The organism is Pseudomonas sp. GL_135 (assembly GCF_057834665.1).
On sequence record NZ_CM174408.1, the window covers coordinates 817540 to 841596 of the forward strand.

Below are 24057 nucleotides of genomic sequence, written 5' to 3' on the forward strand. Positions count from 1 at the left end.
TTCTGCCTAGCCGTTTGCCGTTCGGCAAGCGCTAATTATCACGCACGTTTCGCGCGGTAAATCCGGAAACCCTGGCCCTCGGCCATGATTGCGCACGGTCCGAGATGCGACTCGATGATCGGCTGATAGCGCAGAAAGCTGTTGGCTACCAGCCGTAGTTCGCCGCCTTTTCTCAGATGTTCTCGTGCTTTTTTCAGCAGGTTTTCGGTCGCGGCGTAATCGGTATGAACGCCGGTATGGAATGGGGGATTGGTCAGAATCACGTCCAGGTCGTTCGGCGCGGCGTCAATTCCATTGCCGGTCATGACGTCGGCTTCAAGGCCATTGGCCGCCAGGGTCAGCCGGCTGCTCGCGGTGGCAAACGCATCGACATCCAGCATCGTCACATGTGTTTCGGGATAACGACGTTTCACCGCTGCACCGAGAACCCCCGCGCCGCAGCCAAAATCCAGCAAATGCCCGGCGGGAAGCCGGTCAATGTTTTCCAGCAACAGAGCCGAACCTCGGTCGAGACGGCCGTGGCTGAACACGCCTGGCAGACTCACCACCTTCAACGTGCCGCCTTCGACTTCGATGTCGAAACGTTTGGCCAGGCTGTCGAGTTCAACGGCTTGCGGAGGCGTTTCGACGGTGACTTGCCAGAGCTGGCAATGGCGGGCGCTGTCCAGTTTGCGCGTACGCCCGAACGGGCTCAGCTGGCGGGCCGCGGCTTCAATGCCACCGCGTTTTTCGCCCACCAGAAACAGCTCACGTCCGGCCAGGCGGGAAGCGAGCGCGTTAATGAGGTAATCAGCGAGGTCGCGGGCCTTGGGCAAAAACAGGACCGCAGCGTCAAAGGGTTCCGCCGGTGCTTCGGTGCCGAAGTGCACGCGCTCGGGAAAACGCGCTCCAAGGGTATCGAAGTCGCCAGCGTGCCAGCTCCAGCCACGTGCATTGGGCAGCGTGCTTAGCAGGTCGTCGGCGGGGAGGCCGGTCAGCAACAAGGAGCCCTGAAACAAATCGGCCTGCCGGAGTAACACTTCACTGCGCGGGTCCATCATCGGCTCCTCGAAAAAAAGGGCGAAGTTTAACAGGCCTGCCACGCCGCGCACGTGCCCTGTGCGGCGGATCGGCGGGCGCTGCGAAGCGCTGCGTGTCAGCTCACGACCCGGACCGGCTTGCCTTCATAAAACGCCAAAGCGTTTTCGTTGATCTGGCCGACGATGCGCTGCCGCGCCTCCTGGCTGCCCCATGCGCTGTGGGGCGTGACGATCAATCGCGGAATATCGCCCGACAGCAGCGGATTACCGTTGACCGGTGGCTCGACCGTCAACACGTCAGTGGCAGCGCCGCCGAGATGGCCGTTGCGCAGGGCATCGGCCAATGCCTGCTCATTGATCAAGCCACCGCGCGCGGTGTTCACGATGAAGGCTTTGGGCTTGAGCAGGCTCAACTCGTGGGCGCCAATCATGTCCCGCGTATGCTCGTTGAGCGGGCAATGAAGGGTGAGGGCGTCGACCTGGGGCAGCAGCTCATTCAGTGGCACGCGATCAGGGCGGGCAGGACGACCGGGAATCTGACCCGACAGCACGCGCATACCGAAGGCTTCAGCCAGCTTCGCGACGGCGCCCCCCAGTTCGCCATGGCCCAGTAGCCCCAGTGTCTTGCCTTCCAGCTCGACGATGGGGAAGTCCAGCAAGCAGAACTGCTTCGATTTTTGCCACTGGCCCAGATGAATGGCCTGTTGATAATCCGGCAAGCGGGTGGCCATTGCCAGCAGCAACATCAGCGTGTGCTGGGCCACGGAAGGCGTGCCGTAGCCCTGACAATTGCTGACCACCACGCCATGTTTACGCGCGGCGTCGAGGTCGACATTGTTGACGCCGGTGGCGGTCACCAGCACCAGTTTCAGATTCGGGCAGGCGGCGAACGTGTCGGCATTGATCATGATCTTGTTGGAAATGGCCACATCGGCGTCCTTCAAACGCTCGGCCACCTGATCGGTTGTGGTGCTGCCATGAAGCACCAGTTCGGTGAAGGTTTCACGCCACGGCGCGAGGTCGAGATCCCCCAGATCCAGAGAGGAGTGATCCAGGAAAACTGCTCGGCGTTGACTGGGCATCAGCTGTACCTTTTGCTCGGTGGGTGGGAGGCGTAATGTGACGAGCCTACCAGAGCCTGCCGCTCGCCATAACGCCTGGAGAACTTCAATGTACTGGCCCGAATTTTTAACCGTTGCCCTGATTCACCTGTTGGCCGTCGCCAGCCCCGGTCCGGATTTCGCGGTCGTCGTGCGCGAGAGCGTGACCCACGGGCGCAAGGCCGGCACCTACACCGCCATGGGCGTGGGCACCGCGATATTCCTGCACGTCGGCTATTCGCTGCTGGGGATTGGCTTGATCGTTTCGCAGTCCATCGTGCTGTTCAACGCCCTGAAATGGGCTGCGGCGGCTTACCTGATTTACATCGGCATCAAAGCACTGCGCGCCAAACCTGCCAGCGCTTCGGATGCGCCCGTGGACATCGCCAAAGGCGTACGCACCGCGCGCGGCGCCTTCACGGCGGGGTTCGTCACCAACGGGCTCAACCCCAAGGCAACGCTGTTTTTCCTGTCACTGTTCACCGTCGTGATCAACCCGCACACGCCGATGCTGGTTCAGGCGGGCTATGGGGTTTACCTGGCATTCGCGACCGGCGCGTGGTTCTGCCTGGTAGCACGCCTGTTCAGCCAGCCTCGGGTCCGCGCGGGTTTTGCGCGGATGGGGCACTGGTTTGATCGGGCGATGGGTGGCGTGCTGGTTGCGCTGGGTTTGAAGCTGGCGTTGACGGAAATGCATTGATTGAGCGTTACAGAAAGCAAATGGAGGCGGGCGGCGTGACGAGAAGTATTGGCGGTGTCCGAGGCATTCGCCCCGGACCACGAACCGCGTATCGCCGTGCGCACATTCCGCGCCAGACGACGCCCATGTAGGAGTGAGCTTGCTCGCGATCGGCTGCGCAGCAGCCGTCAAACAGGGCGCCTCGGTTATACCTGACACACCATATGCGCTGGTTAACTGCCGCTGCGCGCCAGATCGCGAGCAAGCTCACTCCTACAGTTTCGATCCGCGTCGTTCCCGAGCCTGTGATTTTCGCGTTGGTAAACAGTGCCGGGAGTGCATCGTTTCCGACGCACAATTCATCCCTTCGGCTGATCCGATCGACGCGCCAAGCCCCTACAGTGCATATTTTCAAGCCCCCGCACCTGCACCGTGAAAAGGGATTCCTATGCTGCACACCCGCGTGATTCCGCCCGCCGAAGGGGCGTACCCGTACCCTCTGTTGATCAAACGACTGCTGCTGTCAGGCGTGCGCTACGAAAAAAACCGTGAAATCGTTTACCGGGACCATTCGCGCTACTCATATCAAATGCTCAATGAGCGCATCTGCCGGCTGGCCGGTGCGTTGACCGCAGCGGGGGTGAAAGCGGGGGACACCGTCGCGGTGATGGATTGGGACAGTCACCGTTACCTGGAATGCATGTTCGCCATTCCGATGATTGGCGCAGTGATCCACACCATCAACGTGCGGCTGTCGCCCGAGCAGATTCTGTTCACCATGAACCACGCCGAAGACAAGGTCGTGCTCGTCAACAGCGAATTCGTGCCCCTCTACAACGCTATCGGCGGGCAACTGACGACCGTGGAAAAAACACTGTTACTGACCGACACCGATGGCGCTAACGCCGACCTGCCCAACCTCGTCGGCGAGTACGAAGCATTGTTGGCCGCCGCGAGTCCGCACTATCAGTTCGAGGATTTCGACGAGAACTCGGTGGCGACCACGTTCTACACCACCGGCACCACGGGCAACCCCAAGGGGGTGTATTTCACCCATCGCCAGCTCGTGCTGCACACCATGGCCGTCGCGACAATCATGGGCAGCGTCGAAGGCATGCTCGGCGGTGACAAGGTCTACATGCCGATCACGCCGATGTTCCACGTTCATGCGTGGGGCGTGCCGTATGCCGCGACCATGCTGGGCGCGAAACAGGTGTATCCCGGTCGTTACGACCCCGAGTTGCTGGTAGAGCTCTGGCAAAAAGAGAAGGTCACGTTTTCCCACTGCGTGCCCACCATCATGCAAATGGTCCTCAACGCCAAAGCCGCCCAGAACATGGACTTCACCGGCTGGCACATCATCATCGGCGGCAGCTCACTCAATCGTTCGCTATACGAGGCTGCCAAGGCCAAGGGCATTCAGCTGTCTGCGGCCTACGGCATGTCCGAGACCGGGCCATTGGTGTCGGTTGCGCACCTGAACGACGACCTGATGGCCGCCAGTGAAGACGAACGCACCGCGTACCGAATCAAGGCGGGCGCGCCGGGTGTGCTGGTCGAGGCGGCGATTGTCGATGGCGAAGGCAACTTTCTCCCGTCGGATGGTGAGACCCAGGGCGAGCTGGTATTGCGCGCACCTTGGCTGAGCGAAGGCTATTACCGCGAGCCGGAGAAGGGCGCCGAACTGTGGGCCGGCGGCTGGCTGCACACAGGCGACGTGGCGACGCTGGACAGCTTGGGCGGGATCGACATTCGTGACCGGATCAAAGACGTCATCAAGACCGGCGGCGAGTGGGTGTCGTCGCTGCAACTGGAGGACCTCTGCAGCCGCCATCCCGGTGTGCGCGAAGTGGCCGTCGTGGGCATCGCCGATCCGCAGTGGGGCGAGCGCCCGTTTGCGTTATTGGTCGCCCGCGAGGGCCACGTCCTGGATGCGAAGATCCTGAAGGAACATCTCAAGCCGTTTGTGGAACAGGGGCACATTAACAAGTGGGCGATTCCGAGCCAGATCGCCCTTGTTACCGAAATTCCCAAGACCAGTGTCGGCAAGCTCGACAAGAAGCAGATCCGCCAGAGCATCCTCGAATGGCAGGGCAGCAACAGCGCTTTCCTCTCTACGCTCTGACGCTTTCCTTCGCGGCCATTTTATCGGTTGATTACGGTCAAAATGTGCCGCGAAGGCTCTACTCCGCCGTCTTCCTTGCCAATTCCTCTTTTTCAGCCATGCTCCCCCTGCGTTGTGATTGGCCACTCTGGAGTCGGCGTGCCAGAGGTGTCGGCGCTATAAATCACACTTTAGAGGGATCAAGCAGCAGCACCTGCTGGCTATAGTCGGCAGTAGGTCGTTACCGGAGAAAAGCGCCCTGATCGTTTCGCAGTTGTTTGGCTGCCCGATCGGCGCTGACACACAGGCGCTGCGGCCCGTCCGCCTGAGTCGTTTCTGGAAGCACCCACTGCCATAAAAATAAAAGCACATGGAGTAGCGTCGATGACATCAGCTAACCAGTTCTGGCGCCGGGCTAAATTGCCTCTGGCCGTCAGCCTTGCTTCCACGCTCGCCGGTCCTGCATTCGGCGTCAGTTTCAATATCGGAGAAATCGAAGGCAACTTCGACTCGTCGCTCTCGGTGGGGGCGAGCTGGTCCACCGAGAATGCCAACAAAAACCTGATCGGCTCCAACAACGGCGGTCACGGTCTTTCGCAAACCTCCGACGACGGTCACTTGAACTTCAAAAGCGGCGAAACCTTTTCGAAGATCTTCAAGGGTATCCACGATCTTGAACTGAAGTACGGCGACACCGGCGTGTTCCTGCGGGGCAAATACTGGTACGACTTCGAGCTCAAGGACGAAGGCCGCGACTTCAAGGACATCAGCGATTCCGGCCGCAAGGAAGGCGCCAAATCCTCGGGTTTCGAGCTGCTCGACGCTTTCGTTTATCACAACTATTCCATTGCCGACGAGCCGGGTTCGGTGCGTCTGGGCAAGCAAGTCGTCAGTTGGGGTGAAAGTACCTTCATCCAGGGCGGCATCAACAGCATCAACCCGGTCGACGTGTCCGCGTTCCGTCGCCCTGGCTCGGAAATCAAGGAAGGCCTGATTCCGGTCAACATGTTCTACCTGTCGCAAAGCCTGACGGAAAACCTGTCTGCAGAAGGCTTTTACCAGCTGGAGTGGGATCAGACCGTCGTCGACAACTGCGGCACCTTCTTCTCGCAACCCGACGTCATCGCGGACGGCTGCAACAGCAACCTTGCCGTGCTGCGCACCCGCGACAGCCTCAATTCGGCTCTGCCAGCCGCGTTGCGTGGTCCCGTTCAAAGAACACTGGCCGCCCGCGGCGTGAGTTTCGGCAACCCTGACGAGGGTGCCGTGGTTGCCCGCGGCCCTGATCGCGATGCCCGGGACAGTGGTCAGTATGGCTTGGCCATGCACTATAACTTCGAGCCGCTGGACACTGAGTTTGGCGCCTATTACATGAACTACCACAGCCGTCTGCCGATCTTCAGCGGCAAAGGCGGGCCGGCAAGCGCCTACAGTGCAGCGGGTCTGGTGGGCGGTCTGGCGGCCAATGGCGTTCCCCGGGGCGTTGCGGCGGCACTCGCGCCCACACTGTTGCCCGTCGTGGTCGCCGGCAACTCCAGTTACTACGTTGAATACCCGGAAGACATCCACCTGTTCGGCCTGAGCTTCTCCACCACCTTGCCCACCGGCACGGCGTGGAGTGGTGAACTCAGCTATCGCCCCAACGCTCCGGTGCAGTTAAACACCACCGACATTCTGTATTCCGGCCTGTCGCCGCTGAACTCGAACGTGTCCCTGCTGCAGGGCGCGCCCGGTCAGGACCAGAAAGGCTACCGCCGCAAGGAAATCAGCCAGGCGCAAACGACGTTTACGCACTTCTTCGATCAAGTGATGGGCGCCGAACGGCTGACCGTGGTGGGTGAGGTGGGCTGGACCCACGTTGGCGGTCTGGAGAGCACATCCAAACTGCGTTACGGCCGCGACCCGAGCTACGGCCCTGGCCCGCTGCCGGGTGGTCAATGCCAGACCCTCAACGCCAGTACCCTGGGCACCGCCGCGCAGAACAACCTCAGCCGCTACTGCGAAAACGAAGGCTTCACCACCACCGATTCGTGGGGTTATCGCGCCCGCGCCATCTGGGACTACAACAACGTCTTCGCCGGTGTGAACCTGCGCCCGAGCGTGGCCTGGTCCCACGACGTCGACGGCTACTCGCCGGGCCCTGGCGGCAACTTCGAGGAAGGTCGCAAGGCCGTGAGCCTGGGCCTCGACGCCGAGTACCAGAACACCTACACCGCCAACCTTTCCTACACCAACTTCTTCGACGGCAAGTACACCACCGTGGACGACCGCGACTTCGTGGCGCTCAGCTTCGGCATGAACTTCTAAGGACAATAATGAAAATGAAAATCACGAAGGGTCTGTTGCAGGTAGGCGTACTGGGTCTGTCGTTGTTGGCGACCAGCGTGATGGCGGCGGTGTCCGATGCCGAAGCCGCCAAGCTGGGCACCACGCTGACGCCGATGGGCGCGGAAAAAGCCGGCAACGCTGCCAACACCATCCCGGCCTGGAGCCCGATGCCGGTCAATGCCGGCGCCGTCGACGACAAAGGTTTCCTGGCCAATCCGTACGCCAGCGAAAAAGCGCAGTTCACCATCACTGCGCAGAACGTGGATCAGTACAAGGAGAAGCTTGCGCCGGGCCAATACGCGATGTTCAAGCGTTACCCGGACACCTACAAGATGCCGGTGTACCCGTCCCACCGTGGCGCTACCGTTCCCGCTGAGGTGTTCGCTGCGATCAAGAACAACGCCACCAAGACCAAACTGGTCGGCGGCGGCAACGGTCTGGAGAATTTCGAGACCGCTGTGCCGTTTCCGATTCCGAAGGACGGCCTCGAGGTGATCTGGAACCACATCACCCGTTATCGCGGCGGCAGCGTCTCGCGCCTGGTCACTCAGGCCACGCCGCTAACCAACGGCTCGTTCAACCCGGTGTATTTCCACGACGAGTTCGTCTTCCGCGACAAGATGAAAGATTTCGATCCGAAGAATCCGGGCAACATCCTGTTCTACTTCAAGCAGGAAGTGACGGCGCCGGCGCGTCTGGCGGGCTCGGTGTTGCTGGTGCACGAGACCCTCGATCAGGTCAAAGAGCCGCGTGCGGCGTGGGTTTACAACGCCGGGCAGCGTCGCGTACGCCGTGCTCCGCAAGTGTCCTATGACGGGCCGGGCACTGCCGCCGACGGCCTGCGCACCTCCGACAACCTCGATATGTTCAACGGTGCGCCAGACCGCTACGACTGGAAACTGATCGGCAAACAAGAGATGTACATCGCGTCCGACAGTTACAAGCTCGACGATCCGAAGTTGAAATACGCCGACATCATCAAGGCCGGCCACATCAATCAGGACCTGGCGCGTTATGAACTGCGTCGCGTCTGGCACGTGACCGCCACCTTGAAAGAAGGCCAGCGCCACATCTACGCCAAACGTGACTTCTTCATCGACGAAGACACCTGGCAGGCCGCGGTCATCGATCACTACGACGGCCGTGGTCAACTGTGGCGCGTGGCGGAAGCCCACGCCGAAAACTACTACGACAAACAAGTGCCGTGGTACGCCCTGGAAGCCCTGTACGACTTGCAATCAGGTCGCTACCTGGCGCTGGGCATGAAGAACGAAGAGAAGAGGGCGTATGACTTCGGCTTCACCGCCACTGCCAGCGACTTCTCGCCCAACGCCCTGCGCCAGGATGGCGTGCGCTAACGGCTGATCGAATGAGCGGAGAGCGTGCAATGTTGATCACAGCTACAGCGCACTGAAGTCCTTCGCTGTTTCACCCTATGGCTGAACCCCATAGCGCAGAAAGGAAACACCCCGAGTGGTCGGGGTGTTTTTTTTTGCCTGAGCTGACAGGTTCTCGCTGTCAGGCAACCTGCGCAGCGTTCCTTTGCCACATGCCGAGTCTCCCGACGGCCGTGAATGTACCTCTCCAGACATATAAACCAACATTCCCCCTGTTGATGGGATACGTTTTCTTACAGTCTTTCGTCTAACAATGTTCAAAAGGCTTCCCATAGCCGCTAGTCTCCCGACATCTGAACGCCGAACAACAAGCACTCCAACAAGAGCCGGCCATGACTGATCTGTCGCGTTTGCAAGGATTCGCAAATCACGCAGTCACTGCGTTGGAAGGCCGTTTCTTCCGTCCGCCACTGCCTGAAGGTTACGTATCGAGGCCTCGATTGTGCGAGCGGCTGAGTGCGGGTCTGTCGGGGCGCCTTTTGTTGATCAGTGCGCCGGCCGGTTTCGGCAAAAGCTCATTGGCGGTGGAGTTCTGCGAGAGCCTGCCCGATCAGTGGCAGAACCTCTGGCTGGGGCTGAGCCACCGGGACAGCGACCCCGGCCGGTTTCTCGAACGTTTGCTCTGCGGTCTCCAGCAATTTTTTCCTCAACTCGGCGGCCAGGCGCTCGGCCTTCTGAAGATGCGTCAGCGTCACCAGCCCTTTGCCTTCGAAGAGTGGCTGGACGGTTTGCTGGACGAGCTGGCGATGCACCTGATGTTGAGCAAACCGCTGTTGCTGGTGCTCGACGACTATCACCTGGTGCAGGGCCCCGTGCTGGATCGCTGCCTGCAGTTTCTCCTCAATCATCTGCCTGCGGGCATGAACATCATGGTCACCAGCCGGCAGAGGCCGAACTGGCACCTCGCGCGGTTGCGGCTGTCCCGTCAATTGCTGGAATTGTCCGAGCAGGATCTGCGTCTGACCGACGACGAGTCGCTGGCGGTGCTGGATCCGCAGCGCAATTCCTTGAGCGATGAGGCACTGCGGGCCTTGCTGCAACGCAGTGAAGGCTGGGTGGCCGGCCTGCGGTTCTGGCTGCTGGCGGCCAACGAAGCGGGCAGTAACGCGCTGACCCAGGGGCTCAACGGCGGGGAAGGGCTGATCCGTGATTACCTCCTCGAAGAAGTCATTGATTGTCTGCCGGCCGACGTTCAGGCCTTTCTCTATGAAACCGCCTGCCTGGAGCGCTTCAGCGGTGCTCTGTGCAACGCCGCGCGTGACAGTCACGACAGCGACGACATGCTGGAGTACCTGCAAGCCCATCAGGTGTTCCTGGTTCCGCTGGACGAGCAGGGTCGCTGGTTTCGCTATCACCACTTGTTCTCTGACCTGCTGCGCGCGCGGGCCGGGGCCAGCGTGACGCCGCAACAACGGCGGGTGCATCTGAACGCTTGCCGCTGGTTCAGCGACCAGGGTCTGCTAGACGAAGCCATTGAACAGGCGTTGCGGGCCGGGCACCTGGATGTGGCGGCCAATCTGGTGCAAAACCTTTCCGAGGAACAACTCCTCGCCGAGCAAAACGTCGGCATGCTGCTGCGCTGGAAAATGGACTTGCCCGACAGCCTGCTGGTCAGCACGCCGCGTCTGATCGTGCTGTACGCCTGGGCCCTGGGTCTGGCGTGTCAACTGGATGCCGCCGAGGAGCTGGGCAATCACCTCAGTCGATTCCTGCCGGCCCCTTCCGCGACCGCGCAAAATTCGATGCTGGCGCAGTGGCTGGCGCTGAGCGGGATCATCGCCCGGGGCCGTGGCGACAGTGAAACGGCCCGGCGTTATTGCAGCGAGGCGTTGGTCAGTCTGCCGCCCAAACGCTACGGCCAGCGTTTGTTGTGCCTGTCGACGCTGGCAAATCTGGCCATCGCTGACGGTGATTTGTGGCGCGCCCGGGCGCTGAACCGTGATGCCCTTGAGTTGGCGCAGCGCGTCGCCAATCCGTTGTTCGAAGCGCTGGCGCATTACGACCGCGCTCGCACGCTGCAGGCCCGTGGTGAAACCCTTCGCTCAATGGAGGAGGTGCGCCAGGGCTTGAGACGTTTGAACGGCCTGTCTTCACAAAAGCTCTATGCGGTCCGCGCGCGGCTGACGTTGTACGAAGGTTATCTGCTGGTGCAGTTTCTTCAACCGGAGGCAGGGCGCGAGCGCTTGAATGCCGGGCTGGCCGAGGCGCGCGCCTGCCGCGACATCAGCGTGCTGATCGGCCACTGCGTGATTGCCGGGATGGAGGGGCGCGAAGGACGCTACGCCGAGGCCTTCGCCGAACTGGCCGAGGCCGAGCGGCTGATGCACATCTGGGACGTGCCGCCGGTGTATTATCTGGCAATGATCACCCTCGCCAAATGCGAACTGTGGCTGGCCCTGGGCCGTATCGATCTGGCCGACGCCTGGCTGCTGCGGCTTGGGCAGACCTATGGCGGCAACCAACCTGCGGCCGCCCCCGAATGCTCGCCGCAACTTCCTCAGCAGATCGAAACGCTGCGGGCGGGTCTCGACCACATTCAGGGCCGCACCGAAGAGGCGATGGCTCGGCTGCGCGGTCTGGTGGAGTACGCCCAGCGGATCGGTGCAGGACTGCTCGGCCTTAATGCGCTGAGTCAGCACATCCTGTTGTTGCTCGACACATCCCGCGTGCCCGAGGCCGATGAGCTTTTTCAACAAAGCCTCCAAGTCGCCACGGGCGGTGCGGTTTTACCCTTCCAGCGCCTGATCCGTGGCCATCCCGACTGGCTGCGCGAGCAACTGCATAAACGACCCTCATGCCGACTGGTTGATTACCTGCTCCAGCAACTTCCTGAAGCTGCGCCCGGTCAGGGACTGCCTTGCCTGCGCGTCACCAGTGAGCCGCCCGCCTGTAACAGCGGCGACCACCTCAGTGCCCGCGAACTCAGCGTGCTGCAGCTGATCGCGCACGGTTGCTCCAATCAGGAGATCAGTGAGCGCTTGTTCATTTCTCTGCATACCGTCAAAACCCACGCCAGCCACATCAACGGCAAACTTGGCGTCGAACGACGCACCCAGGCGGTGGCCCGCGCGCAAGAGCTGGGACTGCTAGGCTAACTGATCGGTATTCAAATACCGGCTCTTCATTAGAAACTTCAATTTTAGGCATTTAATTGCCTTTTATTCGCTCTAGCCCTAAGGTTTAGGCATTAAATTGCCGAGCACCCTGTGATGCAGCTAACCCTCCAACTCTATCTGTCGGGACGATGGCACGACGCGATGGGCCTGCCATGAACGACGAAATACGCCAGCGCGGCATCATCCTCGACGAGCTTCGGAATCAATTGTTGGACGGGACCGTGACGATGGGTGCTGCCGTCAAGCGGCTGCGAACCGAGATCACAGGATTGCGCCAGGAACAGTTCGCAAGCATGTGCAAAATCTCGCTGCGCACGCTGCGCCAGATCGAGCAGGACGAGGGTAATCCAACGGTGCAGACCCTCAATGCCGTGTTCAGGCCCTTTGGTATGCAGGTCGGCATTATTCCGTTGCGACGCAGGCCAGTGTCGGCCAGCCTTTAAGCGGTCATCGCGCCGATCAGCCCGACGGCAGGTTCAAGCCGCGGGCTGACCGGCCCACATGCTGGCGACGTCCAGCAGGCCCCAATCTTCAGCCAGCTCAAATTTCAGGATGCCGTCTCCCACAGTGGTGCAGGCGAGGTTGATGACGTGCGGCTCAAAGGGCATCCGGGTTCGGGTGGACAGGAAAACTTTCACTTTTGGGTGCAACAGAGACTTTTCATCCTGTTCGACAACCACCCCCAAGCGTTCACTCTTCAGTCGGACCAACGCGCCAACGGGGTAGATGCCGACGGTTTTGACGAAGTGCTGAAACACCTTCACATCGAAGTGACCTTTCCAGGACGCCATTTCGCGAACGGAATGCGCGGCGTCCCAACCCTTCTTGTAGGGGCGGTCTGACGTCACCGCGTCATATACGTCGCAAATAGCACCCATTTTCGCCAGCAGGCTGATCTCGTCGCCTTTCAGCCCGTGGGGATAACCGCTCCCGTCGACTTTTTCATGGTGATGCAGGCACACGTCCATCACCAGCCGGGTCACTCGCTCGCAGCCTTGGAGGATTTCCAGACCGGCCTGCGGATGATGCTTCATGACCTCATATTCTTCGTAGGTCAGGCGATCGGGTTTATTGAGAATGGCCGAGTCGATCATCATTTTGCCGACGTCATGCATCAGCCCGGCAACGCCAGCTTCACGCACCTGATCCTCATTCAGATCCATCTGCCGAGCGAGCGCGACCATCAATGCACACACGGCCACCGAATGCATGTAGGTGTACTCATCGGTCGTCTTCAGGCGCGACAGGCTGATGAGTGCGTGGGGATGGCGCATCACGGACGTAGAGATTTCCTCGACCAACAGGTCGACGTCTTCGGTATTCATCGCCCGACCCATCCGGGCATCGCTGAACATGGTCATCACTGCCGCTTTCGCGCGGCCGCAGATCAGGCGTGCACGGGCCAGCTCCAGCTCAAGGCTGCAAGGCGCGGTTTCGGCAGCGTCAAAACACTCGGGGGGAGTCTCTTCGGCAGGCGAGCGGTCGACGGAGTTTTTGCCAAGGCGAGTGTCGATCCAGACTTCACGGGTCGACGCCTGAATGTGCCGCAGTACGGCGGCGTCACTGAGCTCGCGTTCGACGTTCGCGGCCCAGAACGGATCGTTGATCCGCGGGCGGCAGAATTCGTGGATGTACATGCCGAGCGTGAGGTCGGAAACGGGGATTTTTCTTAGCATAGAGTCAGCTCTTGCGCGTGGATACAGCGCTGCCTTGCCTGAAAGTGAGAGCGATTTTTATAGTTTGCTTCATCACTGCGCTTTCCTGTGGTTGCGCAAGGCCAGTATAGGAAAGCTTCCGAGAAATGAAACTGCCTTAAATTTTGTGGGCTTTGCTGGCTGACGGATGAATAGCGATATTAATCAGTGGCTTGAGCAAGTTAGCTAAATGATTCGGGGCAATTTGAGTGGCGTAAATACGATGAACAGTATGTTGATGCTGCACATAAATATTTGCTTTTGTTATTAAAGAAATACTGCCGTTGGCCGTGCACAGGCGGTTCAGCCAGCGTTAAGGAATTTTTGACGGCGACCATGCTCTAATTGCCCAAATCGTCGGCCTTTATGTTTGGCCGTAGAAAAGCAAAACAGGAGCTCTCCTTGATGTTGACCTTTCGCCGTTTGATCATCGCTGCCACCGCATTGACTGTGCTTTCCGGCTGCGCAACGCAGAATCCATACGACAATCAGGGGCAGGCGCAGAACTCCGGCGGCATGAGCAAGACCGCCAAGTACGGCGGCCTGGGTGCTTTGGCCGGCGCCGTCGCCGGCGCTGCCATCGATCACAACAACCGAGGCAAAGGTGCGCTGATTGGCGCTGCCGTGGCGGGTGCCGCCTCAGCGGGTTACGGTTACTACGCTGACAAGCAGGAAGCCGCGTTGCGCGCGAGCATGGCCAACACTGGCGTTGAAGTTCAACGTCAGGGCGACAACATCAAACTGGTGATGCCAGGCAACATCACGTTTGCCACTGATTCGTCGGCCATCGCCAGCAGCTTCTACTCGCCGCTGAACAACCTGGCCGGTTCGTTGAAGCAATACAACCAGAACATGATCGAAATCGTCGGCTACACCGACAGCACCGGCAGCCGTCAGCACAACATGGACCTGTCGCAGCAGCGCGCCCAGAGCGTGGCGACCTACCTGACCTCGCAGGGTGTTGATGCCGCTCACTTGTCGGTGCGTGGTGCCGGCCCTGATTCACCCATCGCCAGCAACGCCGACGTCAACGGCCGCGCCCTGAATCGCCGTGTTGAGGTCAATCTCAAGCCGATTCCTGGCCAGCAGTACCAACAACAGCAGTAACCGCATGACGTGAAGATAAAACCCCGGCCAGTGAGCCGGGGTTTTTCGTTGAGGCCTACGAGCACTCAGCCCGGGTACCGCTCATGCATCTGCGCGAGCAACGCGTCCTTGTCTTCCCACAGCCGGTTGATCCACTGCTGAAACTCGAGGCGATAGGCATCATCCTGGTCGTAGCTTTTGCCAATGAACTGCGGCGGAATCTGCACTTCTTCGAAATGCGCGACCACTTCGCGAACGTTCCCGCAGAGCAAGTCCCAATACCCTGGGCGTCCGGCCGGATAATGAATGGTCACGTTGACGATGGACTCCAACTGCTCGCCCATGGCGTCCAGCACGAAGGCAATGCCACCTGCCTTGGGCTTCAACAGGTAACGGAATGGCGAGTTCTGCTGCGCATGTTTGGTTTCGGTGAAGCGCGTGCCTTCAACGAAATTGAAAATGCCCACCGGGTTGTTGCGAAACTTCGCACAAGTGCGTCGGGTGGTGGCGAGGTCCTTGCCTTTCTTTTCCGGGTGCTTGGCCAGATAAGCCTTGCTGTAGCGCTTCATGAACGGAAAGCCCAGCGCCCACCAGGCGAGGCCAATCACCGGCACCCAGATCAGCTCCTGCTTGAGGAAAAACTTCAGCGGGCGGATGCGCCGGTTCAGCACGTACTGCAGCACCATGATGTCGACCCAGCTCTGGTGATTGCTCGTCACCAGATAAGAATGCTGATAGTCCAGGCTTTCCAGCCCGCTCAAATGCCAGCGGGTGTGACCGAGCAGGTCCATCCAGGCGTTGTTATTGCTGATCCACGCTTCGTGGATATGGCTCATCAGCCAGTCGGTGACCTTCTGCGCGGCCGGGAAGGGCAGGCACAGTTTGAAGATGGCAACGACGAAAAGAGGCGTGCAGCAGAGAATCGTGTTGAGCGCCAACAGCAACGAGGCGATGACGCCGCGCAAAGGGGCGGGCAGGAAATCCATCTGAATCGAACTCCGGGGTCAGTCAGCCGCCGGTGGGTCCCGGCGGGGTTATTGTGGGCAAGCGATATTGCAGCGCAATGTTAGTGCGGCAAGGTGGCCGCCTGAATCGCCGTCAGGGCAATGGTATAGACGATGTCGTCGACCTGAGCGCCGCGCGGCAGGTCATTGACCGGCTTGCGCAGGCCTTGCAGCATCGGGCCGAGGCTTACGCAGTCCGCACTGCGCTGCACCGCTTTGTAGGTCGTATTGCCGGTGTTGAGATCCGGAAACACGAACACGTTGGCGCGACCTGCCACCGGGCTGTCCGGTGCCAGTTGCCGGGCGACGTGCTCGTTGGCGGCGGCATCGTATTGCAACGGCCCGTCGATCAGCAGACCGCGCTGGGTCTCGCGCGCCAGTTGGGTAGCTTCGCGGACCTTTTCCACTTCCTCACCGCTGGCCGAGTTGCCGCTGGAATAGCTGATCATCGCCACCCGCGGTGACAGGCCGAACGCCACGGCCGAGTCCGCGCTCTGCACCGCGATCTCCGCCAGCTCGGTGGCGGTCGGGTGCGGGTTCATGATGCAGTCGCCGTACACCAGCACCTGCTCCGGAAACAGCATGAAAAACACCGATGAAACGAGGGTACAGCCTGGTGCCGTCTTGATCAGCTGCAGCGCAGGCCGAATGGTGTTGGCGGTCGAATGGATCACCCCCGACACCAGCCCGTCCACTTCGTCGAGGGCCAGCATCATGGTGCCGATCACCACCGGGTCTTCCAGTTGCTGCTCGGCCATCGGCGCATTCAGGTTTTTGCTGCGGCGCAGATCGACCATCGGGGCGACGTAGCGCTCGCGGATCTGGTCCGGATCGAGAATCTCCAGCCCCGGCGGCAGCTCGATGCCGTGGGCGCGCGCCACGGCATTCACGTCCTCGGGCTTGGCCAGCAGCACGCAACGGGCAATGCCGCGGGCCTGGCAAATCGCCGCCGCCTGGACGGTCAACGGCTCGGCGCCTTCGGGCAGCACAATGCGTTTGTTTGCCGCCTGGGCGCGCTGGATCAGTTGATAACGGAACACTGCTGGCGAAAGGCGCATCTCGCGGGGCGTACCGCAGCGCTGATGCAGCCAGTTGGCGTCAAGGTGACTGGCGACGAAATCGGTGATGATCTCCGCACGTTCGCGGTCATCGATAGGGATTTCCTTGTTCAGCTGGTTGAGTTGCGTCGCGGTGTCGTACGAGCCGGTACTCACCGACAGCACGGGCAACCCGGCCTGCAGCGCGCCTCGGCACAGGTCCATGATGCGCGGATCGGGCAGGGTGTCGCTGGTCAGCAGCAGCCCGGCCAACGGCACGCCGTTGAGGGTCGCCAGGCTCACGGCCAGAATGATGTCATCGCGATCGCCCGGTGTAACGACTAGCACGCCCGGCTTGAGTAACTGCAGGGTGTTGAGCACCGTGCGGGCGCAGATGATGATCTTCGACATGCGCCGCTGTTCGTAGTCGCCAGCATTGATCACTTGCGCACCGAGCAGATCCGCCACGTCGCGGGTGCGCGGGGCGTTCAGGTCGGCCTGAAACGGAATGCAGCCGAGCAGGCGGAAATCACCGCTGCGCAACAGCGGCGAGTGTTCCTTGAGCCGCGCCGAAAACACTTCCATGCTCTCGTCGGTGCGTACTTTGTTGAGGATCACGCCGAGCACTTTCGGGTCCTTTGGGCCGCCGAACATCTGCGCCTGCAGCTCGACACGGCCGGAAAGCTCGGTCAGCACTTCGTTTTCCGGTGCGGATACGAGAATGACTTCCGCATCCAGTGCCTTGGCCATGTGCAGATTGACCCGGGCGGCATAGCTGGCGCTGCGTGTCGGGACCATGCCCTCGACGATCAGCACGTCGCGGCCAATCGATGCCTCTTGATACAGGTTGATGATTTCTTCAAGCAACTCGTCGAGCTGGCCTTCGCCGAGCATACGTTCAACGTGAGCCAGCCCCAGCGGCTTGGGCGGCTTGAGGCCGTGGGTGCGCGCGATCAGTTCAGTTGAACGCTCCGGGCCCAGATCCCCGGGATGCGGCTGAGCAATCGGCTTGAAAAAACCGACCTTGAGCCCGGCGCGCTCCAGGGTGCGCACCAGCCCCAGGCTGATGGACGTCAGGCCCACACCAAAATCTGTGGGCGCGATAAAGAAAGTCTGCATGCGGGCTTCTCGAAGATGAGCAGTGCAAGGGTCGTGGCGCTATGAATTCAGCCATCGGACCGGATAAATCAGGACGCTGTTCAGTCGCAGCGTCTCAACGGGGCCCAAGGTTATCGTTATCTGACCCCGACGCGCACCAGCCGCATTGAAAGGACTGGCCGATTTTTGCCTGGCGCTGCGCCGGATCCAGTACCCAGGCGCGGGATTGCCAAGGCGGGTCGTGGCGCAAATGCTGGGTGTGCCCGCAGGACAGCTCAACCACCCAGTGACCGTCCAGGTCCTGAACAAAGCCGGTAATGATCGAGCGGGGAGAGGGGGCTTTCGGGGATTCCAATCGGGGCCGTCCGTCTGAGTTGCGTTCGCTTTCGCGCGAGTGCTTGGTTAGACTTGGCCGCTCATATCTATTTGCAAAAGGTCTCGCCCCATGCCGATCGCCGCCAATAAGGCTGTCTCCATCGACTATACCCTGACCAATGACGCTGGTGAGGTCATCGACAGTTCTGCCGGCGGCGCGCCGCTGGTTTACCTGCAAGGTGCAGGCAATATCATCCCGGGTCTGGAAAAGGCGCTGGATGGCAAGGAAGTCGGCGACGAACTGAAAGTGGCCATCGAGCCTGAAGATGCGTACGGCGAATACTCCGCCGAACTGGTCAGCACCCTCAATCGCAGCATGTTCGAAGGTGTCGACGAGCTGGAAGTCGGCATGCAGTTTCACGCTTCCGCCCCGGATGGCCAGATGCAGATCGTGACCATCCGCGATCTGGACGGCGACGACGTCACTGTCGACGGTAACCACCCGCTGGCTGGTCAACGATTGAACTTCGACGTGAAGATCGTTGCCATCCGTGATGCCAGCGAAGAAGAAATGGCCCACGGTCACGTGCACGGCGAAGGTGGTCATCACCACTGATTGTCCTGCTAAGCTGAGTGAGCTGGCCAGGCGTCCTAGCGGTCTTGTGAAAACATCTGTTTTTGCGGTCTGACAGGGCGCTTTTTGCGGCCTAGGGTTTCCAGGGGAGTTTTCATGAGTGTATTTCACGAGCTGAAGTTGAAGGCTCTGGATGGTCAGGAGCTGCCCCTCGCCCCGCTCAAGGGCAAAGTGGTTCTGGTGGTCAACGTCGCGTCAAAGTGTGGCCTCACGCCGCAATACGCTGCGCTGGAAACCCTTTATCAGAAATACAAAGATCAGAGCTTCAGCGTCCTTGGGCTGCCGTGCAATCAGTTCGCTGGTCAGGAGCCTGGTAGTCAGGAAGAGATTCAGACGTTCTGTTCGCTCAACTACGGCGTGACCTTTCCGCTGGGCGACAAGCTTGAAGTCAATGGACCGCACCGCCATCGGCTGTATCAGATGCTCGCGGGCGAAGGCGCCGAGTTTCCTGGCGACATCACCTGGAATTTCGAGAAGTTCCTCGTCGGAAAGGACGGCCGCGTTCTGGCACGCTTCTCACCCAGTACGCTTCCGGATGACGCCAAAGTGGTGAGTGCGATCGAGAAGGCACTGCCCTAGCATTTCAATTCGCTGTCCTTCTTCTGAGCCTTAATCACTCCAGTCAATAGTGCTTCGTATCCCCTGCGCTTCGGCTCATTCTGTATGACCTTCATCATATTTCCAGAATGCCGAGGACGCCTGCATGCCTGTTCAAGCCTTGTTCAAACCCTTCCACTTGGGCAGCCTCGAGTTGCCAACGCGCATCGTCATGGCGCCGATGACCCGCTCGTTTTCACCGGGCGGTGTACCCAATTCCAAAGTCATCGAGTACTACCGTCGTCGTGCGTCTGCGGGCGTTGGCTTGATCATCACCGAAGGCACCACAGTCGGGCACAAGGCCTCAAATGGCTACCCCAACGTGCCACAGTTCTTTGGCGAAGCGGCACTGGAAGGCTGGCGCAAGGTGGTGGAAGCGGTTCACGAAGAAGGCGGCAAGATCGTGCCGCAACTCTGGCACGTGGGCGCTGTGCGCCGTCTGGGCACAGAGCCCGACGGTACGGTGCCGGCCTATGGCCCGACCGAGAAGCTAAAAGACGGCAACGTCGTGGTTCACGGCATGAGCAAGCAAGACATCAACGAGGTCATTGCAGCGTTCGCCCAGGCGGCGAAAGACGCGAAAGCCATCGGCATGGACGGCGTCGAGATCCATGGCGCCCATGGCTATCTGGTTGATCAGTTCTTCTGGGAAGGCACCAATCAGCGTACCGACGAGTATGGCGGCGACCTCGCGCACCGTTCACGCTTTGCCATCGAACTGATTGAGGCCGTGCGGGAAGCAGTAGGTCCGGACTACCCGATCATTTTTCGTTACTCGCAGTGGAAACAGCAGGATTACAGCGCGCGTCTGGTGCAAACGGTGGAAGAGCTCGACGCGTTCCTCAAACCGCTGTCCGAGGCGGGCGTCGACATTTTCCACTGCTCGACGCGGCGATTCTGGGAGCCTGAGTTTGAAGGATCTGACCTGAACCTGGCCGGATGGACGCGCAGGCTCACCGGTAAACCGACCATCACGGTCGGCAGCGTCGGACTTGACGGAGAGTTTTTGCAATTCATGGTCAACACCGACAAAGTCGCCCAGCCCGCGAGCCTGGAAAACCTGCTCAAGCGCTTGGGCAACGAGGAGTTCGATCTGGTCGCAGTCGGTCGCGCCCTGCTGGTCGACCCGGACTGGGCGTTGAAAGTGAAGGAAGGCCGCGAGCACGACATTTTGCCGTTCAGCCGTGAGGCGCTGACCCGACTGGAGTGAAGCCCAGTTGCGCCTGCCCGGTCTTCATCGTTAAGAAATCACCGGGTACTACACCCTATTGTGGGAGATTTCCGTCGTCCTGACGCCGCCCTGTCGCGCAGCAAACACCGTCCGTGTGGGAGTGAGCTTGCTCGCGAAGACGGCATTCCAGTCGCTGAGGATTTAGCGGATGATCTTGCCTCTTCGTGAGCAAGCTCACTCCCACATACGCAGCGTTCGAGACAGTGTGAAACTATTCGTGAGCGACTACACCCCCAGCACAACCCCATCCCGCGTCTCGCTCGCAGCGCGCAGGTAAGTCTCGAATGAGTCGATGATCCCGGCCCATCCCTGACGACTCGCGTGCTGCCGGGCATTCAGCCTGACCCGACGCAAGGTTTCCTCATCTTCCAGCATCCACCGCGCGGCATCGATGAAGCCTTCCTCATCCCCCGGCATCGCGACCGCGCCGTTATGGCCGTGACGAATATGCTGGGCAGCCGCCGCTTCGTCATAGGCGATCACCCCCAGCCCTGATGCCAAGGCTTCCAGCACCACGTTGCCGAAGGTTTCAGTCAGGCTCGGAAACAGAAACAAATCACTCGACGCATAATGCGCCGCCAGCGCATCCCCGCGCTGGGTGCCGCAGAAGATAGCGTTCGGGAGCTGACGCTGCAGAGTGGGCCGGACAGGTCCATCGCCGACAATCACCAGCCGCAGGTTTTTCTCGGGATAGGTGCTGACCAAGCCGTCAAAGGTGGTCTTCAGCAGGCCGAGGTTTTTCTCCGCCGCCAGCCGTCCGACATGCAGAACCGCCGTATCGCCTGGTTCAAGACCCCAACTCTCACGCAGCGCACTTGAGCGCTTCGACGGGTGAAACAATTGGCAGTCAACACCCCGCGACAACAGTTCCAGTCGCTCGAAGCCTCGGCGTTCGAGTTCGGTTTTCTGCGTGAAGCTGGGCACGAGGGTGGCGTTTGAGCGGTTATGAAACCAGCGCAGGTAAGTCGTTAGCAGGCGCGTGATGAAGCTCAGCCCGTACTGCCGCGTGTACTGCTGAAAGTTGGTGTGAAACCCGCTGACGATGGCAATCCCCAGTCGCCGCGCGGCACGCAGCGCCGAAAGACCAAGCGGTCCTTCTGTCGCGATATACAGCACATCCGGGCGATTGCGCTGCCAGCGGCGCAGCAGCTTGTGCATAGATGACTGCCCCCACTGCAGCCCGGGATATCCCGGAATCGGCCAGCCGCGGCACAGCATCAAATCTTCCTCGGCCGCGCGCATTTCATCGTCGCTCTGCCGCGGCCGAATCACCTCAACCCGATGCCCCCGCAGGCGCAGCCCGTCGCACAAACGGCTGAGCGTATTGGCCACGCCGTTTATTTCAGGTGCATACGTCTCGGTGATCAGGGTAATGCGCAGGGATTTACTCATGAGATCAGTTTCTGAGCGGGTCATTGCGCTTGTGTGGCGGTTGAGTGATGGATTTGTGACTGCACATGGCTTGCTGGGATTTGGCAGTAGCCTCGTCCGAACCTGACCGGTTTTTACGGGCACTTGCCCCGATCAGGTTCGAGCATGACTGCGCAGACGAAGGATGCATTATCCGCCAACGGTGAAGGGCACAAGCCGCGACTCACCGATGCGCTCGAAGGCAGCCGGTTCTGGCACGTAGTGGGTCTGCACCGGGTTCAGGCTGGTCATTTGCAGGTGCGAACGGGGGGCAGCGGGCTTGGCAAGGTTCGCAGATTCAGCCTTGAGGGTTTGTGAAACGAACGGCTGAGTCGCCTGCGCCAGTGCTTGCATGAACGCAGGGGCGTGGGGTTCAGGCTTCTTCTGTCGGTCCATCACAAACGACGCAAGATGAGCAGTGGTTTTAAGCGGTGTCGATTCCATGGGCATATGACTCCTGCTGATGAATACGCCGGGCGCTTGAACGCGGCGGCAAATGCTCGCCCGGAGTGGGCATGTCCATGGTTAAACAGGAAGGGTGTGGGACGTGGCGAATACCGTCGTAGGAACCGTCCTGATTTTCCCGAGGTTGATTAAAAGAGTGTTTCCGCCTTTAGCATGCGTCGCCTCAACTTCTGGAGGAAACGCTGTGTCCGAACAATTCAACACGCCACCTGCTGCCGATTTGACGGATTTGCCTACGAGCGGTCCGCCGTTTTATACGGTATCGCTGGTCAAGTTGACGGTGATGATGTTTATCACTTGCGGGTTGTACGGGCTTTACTGGTATTACAAAAACTGGTCGCGATACAAAGCATATTCGGCGAAGCCGATCTGGCCGGTTCTGCGCACCATTTTCGGACTGATTTATGTGCCGTCCATGTTTGGCAAGGTCGACGCCTTGCTGAAGGAGAAAGGGCAGCGGGGGATGCCTTATTGGGGCACGCTTGCGGCAGGCATGATTCTTCTGGCACTCGCCCCGTCACTTGTCGTGTTCGTCCACAACATCGCAACAAGCTCGAAAGGCGTCGCTTCGGCAGGCCTTGGACTTATCCCGTTAGGGATATCCGTCATTTCGACGTTCGCACAGTTCCTGATCATGCTCAGAGTGCAGTCGTTCATTAACCAGCTAAACCGAGACGCCGAAGGAAGTTGCAAGTGTGGTTCCACCTTCGGCGAAGGCGTATGGGCGATGCTGGGCTTAATGTGCTGGGTCGTTGTGATAATCATCGTTGTCATGATTGAAGCTATCAGAATGTATTTTTCCAGCCGTGGCCTGTAGCCGTATGAACGAGTGGATGCACTGATAGAACCTGCGTCTTACACAAAAAAGGCCTCAATCGAGGCTTTTTCTCGGCATCAGCGAATCCGCTCTGCCAGCGTCTCCGCGCCACGCTCCCTCACCCAGAATAACGTCGCCCCGGCCACCGCCGCCGGCATCATCAGGATGTTGACCACCGGTATCAGCAGCACCAGATACACAATCCCGCCGAAGCTCATGCTCTGCCACCGCTTGGCGCGCAGCCAGGCGAGCATGTCTTGCCAGCTCATCTTGTGGTTGTCGGCGGGGTAGTCGATGTACTGGATGGCCATCATCCACACCCCAAATATTAGCCACAGCGGCGCGGCGACGAGGTTCACCACGGGAATCCACGAAAGGATGAACAGGCCCACGGCACGCGGGAGGAAATAGCCCAGTTTGCGCATCTCCCGGCTCAAAGTGCGCGGGACCATTTCCACCAGCTCGCCCCAACTGAACGCGGGAAAATCATCCGTCCCGCGCAGGACCACTTCTACCTTTTCAGCGAGAAAGCCATTAAACGGCGCGGCGATGATGTTAGCGATCATGGTGAAGGTGAAGAAAACCATTAGCGCCACAAGCACCACGAACAACGGCCACAGAATGTAGTTGAGAAAGCTGAGCCAGCCGGGGAGGGTGGGTATGAAGGAGTCGACCCACAACCTGAATTCGTGGCCGGCGAAGTAGATCATGGCGCTGAACAGCACCAGATTGATCGCCAGCGGCAGCAGGACGAACAGGCGCAGGCCAGGGCTCAGGACCAGTTTCAGCCCTTCGCGCAGGTATTGCGGGCCAGACAGGACGGGTGCAGGCATGTGTGCCTCCAGGCAGTGATATCGCGCCGACCATACCGGCTTTGCCGCGGGGGCGGAAGCGCAGCAGGAGGGGCGACACTCGCTGAAACAATC

Annotated in this window: 19 protein-coding genes and 1 pseudogene; 11 read left to right on the plus strand and 9 right to left on the minus strand. The window is 60.1% G+C overall.

Translation table 11 applies throughout. The features are described from left to right. Nucleotides 1–38: 38 nt before the first annotated feature. Together AC3ISG_RS03720 and AC3ISG_RS03725 are read right to left on the minus strand one after the other, a co-directional pair. Nucleotides 39–1037, minus strand: a complete 999-nt coding sequence (locus AC3ISG_RS03720; RefSeq protein WP_489299451.1) for a methyltransferase — start codon at nt 1035–1037, stop codon at nt 39–41. Nucleotides 1038–1135: 98 nt separating this feature from the next. Beyond that, entirely contained in the window at nt 1136–2101 is a 966-nt protein-coding gene (locus tag AC3ISG_RS03725; RefSeq protein ID WP_489298533.1) for a 2-hydroxyacid dehydrogenase, read from the minus strand. Nucleotides 2102–2189: 88 nt separating this feature from the next. Here AC3ISG_RS03725 and AC3ISG_RS03730 point away from each other — a divergent pair, with 88 nt between their 5' ends. The 6 genes from AC3ISG_RS03730 to AC3ISG_RS03755 all read left to right on the plus strand — a co-directional run bounded on the left by AC3ISG_RS03730 (nt 2190) and on the right by AC3ISG_RS03755 (nt 12186). Next, nucleotides 2190–2819: a LysE family translocator gene (locus AC3ISG_RS03730; RefSeq protein ID WP_489298534.1), complete on the plus strand. Its 630-nt coding sequence runs from the start codon at nt 2190–2192 to the stop codon at nt 2817–2819. Between the two features lie 427 nt (nt 2820–3246). Then, nucleotides 3247–4923 carry a fatty acid--CoA ligase gene (locus AC3ISG_RS03735; protein ID WP_489298535.1) on the plus strand — a complete coding sequence of 559 codons (1677 nt, stop codon included), beginning with the start codon at nt 3247–3249 and terminating at the stop codon, nt 4921–4923. A gap of 363 nt (nt 4924–5286) precedes the next feature. Further along, the gene (locus AC3ISG_RS03740) at nt 5287–7209 is read left to right on the plus strand and encodes a DUF1302 domain-containing protein (RefSeq protein ID WP_122622572.1); all 1923 of its coding nucleotides are present in this window, start codon (nt 5287–5289) and stop codon (nt 7207–7209) included. Nucleotides 7210–7223: 14 nt separating this feature from the next. Further along, the gene (locus AC3ISG_RS03745) at nt 7224–8588 is read left to right on the plus strand and encodes a DUF1329 domain-containing protein (RefSeq protein ID WP_489298536.1); all 1365 of its coding nucleotides are present in this window, start codon (nt 7224–7226) and stop codon (nt 8586–8588) included. 371 nt (nt 8589–8959) lie between these two features. Then, entirely contained in the window at nt 8960–11722 is a 2763-nt protein-coding gene (locus AC3ISG_RS03750; protein WP_489298537.1) for a winged helix-turn-helix domain-containing protein, read from the plus strand. Nucleotides 11723–11895: 173 nt separating this feature from the next. Beyond that, nucleotides 11896–12186: a helix-turn-helix domain-containing protein gene (locus tag AC3ISG_RS03755; protein ID WP_489298538.1), complete on the plus strand. Its 291-nt coding sequence runs from the start codon at nt 11896–11898 to the stop codon at nt 12184–12186. Nucleotides 12187–12219: 33 nt separating this feature from the next. Here AC3ISG_RS03755 and AC3ISG_RS03760 read toward each other — a convergent pair whose 3' ends face one another. Then, nucleotides 12220–13419, minus strand: coding sequence for a cyclic di-GMP phosphodiesterase (locus AC3ISG_RS03760; RefSeq protein ID WP_489298539.1), 1200 nt, complete (start codon nt 13417–13419; stop codon nt 12220–12222). 423 nt (nt 13420–13842) lie between these two features. On the opposite strand from AC3ISG_RS03760, the gene AC3ISG_RS03765 reads away from it, so the two are divergent. After that, nucleotides 13843–14544 (plus strand): YiaD family glycine zipper/OmpA-like lipoprotein, encoded by a 702-nt coding sequence (locus AC3ISG_RS03765; RefSeq protein ID WP_489298540.1) that lies wholly within the window; start codon nt 13843–13845, stop codon nt 14542–14544. A 65-nt stretch (nt 14545–14609) separates the two neighbouring features. Here the strand turns inward: AC3ISG_RS03765 and yihG are convergent, their stop codons facing one another. From yihG to AC3ISG_RS03780, 3 genes and pseudogenes are all read right to left on the minus strand, one after another. Further along, nucleotides 14610–15509: a 1-acylglycerol-3-phosphate O-acyltransferase, YihG family gene (gene yihG, locus AC3ISG_RS03770; RefSeq protein WP_489298541.1), complete on the minus strand. Its 900-nt coding sequence runs from the start codon at nt 15507–15509 to the stop codon at nt 14610–14612. 80 nt (nt 15510–15589) lie between these two features. Continuing rightward, nucleotides 15590–17683: a phosphate acetyltransferase gene (gene pta / locus AC3ISG_RS03775; RefSeq protein WP_122536157.1), complete on the minus strand. Its 2094-nt coding sequence runs from the start codon at nt 17681–17683 to the stop codon at nt 15590–15592. Nucleotides 17684–17777: 94 nt separating this feature from the next. Beyond that, a pseudogene (locus AC3ISG_RS03780) lies at nt 17778–18139 on the minus strand (DUF3565 domain-containing protein). Between AC3ISG_RS03780 and AC3ISG_RS03785 the strand changes: the two are divergent. The 3 genes from AC3ISG_RS03785 (at nt 18108) to AC3ISG_RS03795 (ending at nt 20418) form a co-directional block, all read left to right on the plus strand. Continuing rightward, complete coding sequence (locus tag AC3ISG_RS03785) at nt 18108–18593, plus strand: FKBP-type peptidyl-prolyl cis-trans isomerase (RefSeq protein WP_074884740.1); 486 nt, start codon at nt 18108–18110, stop codon at nt 18591–18593. The pseudogene AC3ISG_RS03780 and the gene AC3ISG_RS03785 overlap by 32 nt on opposite strands. Nucleotides 18594–18707: 114 nt before the next feature. Continuing rightward, nucleotides 18708–19190, plus strand: coding sequence for a glutathione peroxidase (locus tag AC3ISG_RS03790; protein WP_489298542.1), 483 nt, complete (start codon nt 18708–18710; stop codon nt 19188–19190). 124 nt (nt 19191–19314) lie between these two features. Further along, a complete protein-coding gene (locus tag AC3ISG_RS03795; protein WP_489298543.1) occupies nt 19315–20418 on the plus strand; it encodes an NADH:flavin oxidoreductase in 1104 nt (367 codons plus the stop codon). Nucleotides 20419–20664: 246 nt separating this feature from the next. On the opposite strand, the gene AC3ISG_RS03800 is transcribed toward AC3ISG_RS03795, so the two are convergent. Together AC3ISG_RS03800 and AC3ISG_RS03805 are read right to left on the minus strand one after the other, a co-directional pair. Then, nucleotides 20665–21831 carry a glycosyltransferase family 4 protein gene (locus AC3ISG_RS03800; protein WP_489298544.1) on the minus strand — a complete coding sequence of 389 codons (1167 nt, stop codon included), beginning with the start codon at nt 21829–21831 and terminating at the stop codon, nt 20665–20667. Nucleotides 21832–21999: 168 nt separating this feature from the next. Further along, nucleotides 22000–22293 carry a hypothetical protein gene (locus tag AC3ISG_RS03805; RefSeq protein ID WP_489298545.1) on the minus strand — a complete coding sequence of 98 codons (294 nt, stop codon included), beginning with the start codon at nt 22291–22293 and terminating at the stop codon, nt 22000–22002. A gap of 205 nt (nt 22294–22498) precedes the next feature. Here AC3ISG_RS03805 and AC3ISG_RS03810 point away from each other — a divergent pair, with 205 nt between their 5' ends. Further along, nucleotides 22499–23131, plus strand: a complete 633-nt coding sequence (locus tag AC3ISG_RS03810; RefSeq protein WP_489298546.1) for a hypothetical protein — start codon at nt 22499–22501, stop codon at nt 23129–23131. A 77-nt stretch (nt 23132–23208) separates the two neighbouring features. Here AC3ISG_RS03810 and cysZ read toward each other — a convergent pair whose 3' ends face one another. Continuing rightward, nucleotides 23209–23964 (minus strand): sulfate transporter CysZ, encoded by a 756-nt coding sequence (gene cysZ / locus AC3ISG_RS03815; protein ID WP_489298547.1) that lies wholly within the window; start codon nt 23962–23964, stop codon nt 23209–23211. Nucleotides 23965–24057 lie beyond the last annotated feature (93 nt).